Consider the following 1,260-nt stretch of genomic DNA (forward strand, 5'->3'; position numbering starts at 1 on the left):
TGTCAGGATCCGGACCCGGACGAGGTGACAGCAGCGTCACGCGGGGCGGACCCTGCGCCGCGTGGTCGTGACCGTCTCTGGCGATAACAGGGAGGTAGCCGTCGATCTTCGTGACAGCCGGATCGCTGAGGTGTGCCGGCGTTACGGCGTCGCCGAGCTGTCGGTCTTCGGCTCGGTGGCTCGCGGCGACGGCACCGACGATTCGGATGTCGACCTGCTGTATGTGCTGGAGCCCGGCTCAAAGCTCGGTTCCGAGATCGTCGATCTCTGAGATGATCTCGAAAAGATCATCGGACGCCGCGTCGACCTGGTACCCAGGGCCCGGCTGAGGTGGGTCATCCGCGACCGGGTGCTCGCGGAGGCCCGGGTCCTCTATGCGGCGTGACGAGCTCTGCCTCGTCGACATGTTCGAAGCCGCGGTCGCGGCGGCGACGTTCGTCCGGGACGTCGACGAGGCCGCCTTCCCGGCCAGCGAGATGATCTTTCCGTCACGCTGATCACTGGGCATCGCCCCTGGTCGGGGTCTGCGTGGCGACCGGACGGATGGCGACCTCAGGGCCCGCCACCATGATCGAAGGGTTCGTGTCCTGGTACGTCAGGTCCACCGACCATCGCGGGAACGACAGGTGACGCAGGTCCCGTCATTGCGGAGCTTGACGTTCACCGCCGCCAGCGCCACTGCCTCATGTCACAGCGTGCCCGCACTACCGCTATCTGACCGAGTCGGCAGTGGGCCCTTGGTATATATTATTGGTAGCTACCATCTGTGGGAGGCGTTATGGCGGACACGGCGATCGCGAGGCTCTTCACGCACGGCCGGAGCCAGGCGGTGCGGCTCCCGAAGGAGTTCCGGCTGCCCGGCGACCGGGTGCGCGTCCGGCACATGGGAGACGGCGTGCTGCTGGAGCCGATCGCGTCCGACGTCGACGCCTGGTTCGCCGAGCTGGACCGCTTCGTGGACGTGCCGCTGTTCGATGACGGCAGGAACCAGCCGCCGACGCCGGCCGGGGAGGACCTCTTCGGGTGAACTACCTCCTGGACACCAACGCTGTGGTCGCGCTGCTGCGGAACAAGCCGGCCAGGGTGCGGGCGCGGTACCGGGAGGCTGGAGCGTCCGGGGACTGTCTCGCGCTCTCGTCGGTCGTCTTGTTCGAGCTGTGGTACGGCGTGGCGAAGAGCGCTCAGGTGGCGGAGAACACCGAGCGTCTGCGGATACTGCTCTCCGGTGACCTGGACCTGCTTGACTTCGATGACGAGGAC

The 1,260-nt window shown here is 67.0% G+C and carries 4 protein-coding genes; all 4 read left to right on the top strand.

What is annotated here, in order from left to right; all coding sequences use genetic code 11:
* Positions 1 to 61 precede the first annotated feature (61 nt).
* Entirely contained in the window at positions 62 to 271 is a 210-nt protein-coding gene (locus tag AC5LUJ_RS22500) for a nucleotidyltransferase family protein (RefSeq protein WP_493465694.1), read from the top strand.
* 103 nt (positions 272 to 374) lie between these two features.
* Complete coding sequence (locus tag AC5LUJ_RS22505; RefSeq protein WP_493465695.1) at positions 375 to 497, top strand: hypothetical protein; 123 nt, start codon at positions 375 to 377, stop codon at positions 495 to 497.
* 281 nt (positions 498 to 778) lie between these two features.
* Positions 779 to 1,027, top strand: a complete 249-nt coding sequence (locus AC5LUJ_RS22510) for an antitoxin (protein WP_493465696.1) — start codon at positions 779 to 781, stop codon at positions 1,025 to 1,027.
* Positions 1,024 to 1,260: PIN domain-containing protein (locus AC5LUJ_RS22515; RefSeq protein WP_493465697.1), on the top strand; the 237-nt coding region annotated here is incomplete at its 3' end. The genes AC5LUJ_RS22510 and AC5LUJ_RS22515, both read left to right, overlap by 4 nt.

It is taken from the genome of Protofrankia sp. CiP1_Cm_nod3 (assembly GCF_982290655.1).

What these genes read in the sequence shown, in the direction of transcription:
- AC5LUJ_RS22510 (WP_493465696.1), top strand. Translation starts at nt 779, where the DNA reads ATGGCGGACACGGCGATCGCGAGGCTCTTCACGCACGGCCGGAGCCAG.
- AC5LUJ_RS22505 (WP_493465695.1), top strand. Translation starts at nt 375, where the DNA reads ATGCGGCGTGACGAGCTCTGCCTCGTCGACATGTTCGAAGCCGCGGTC.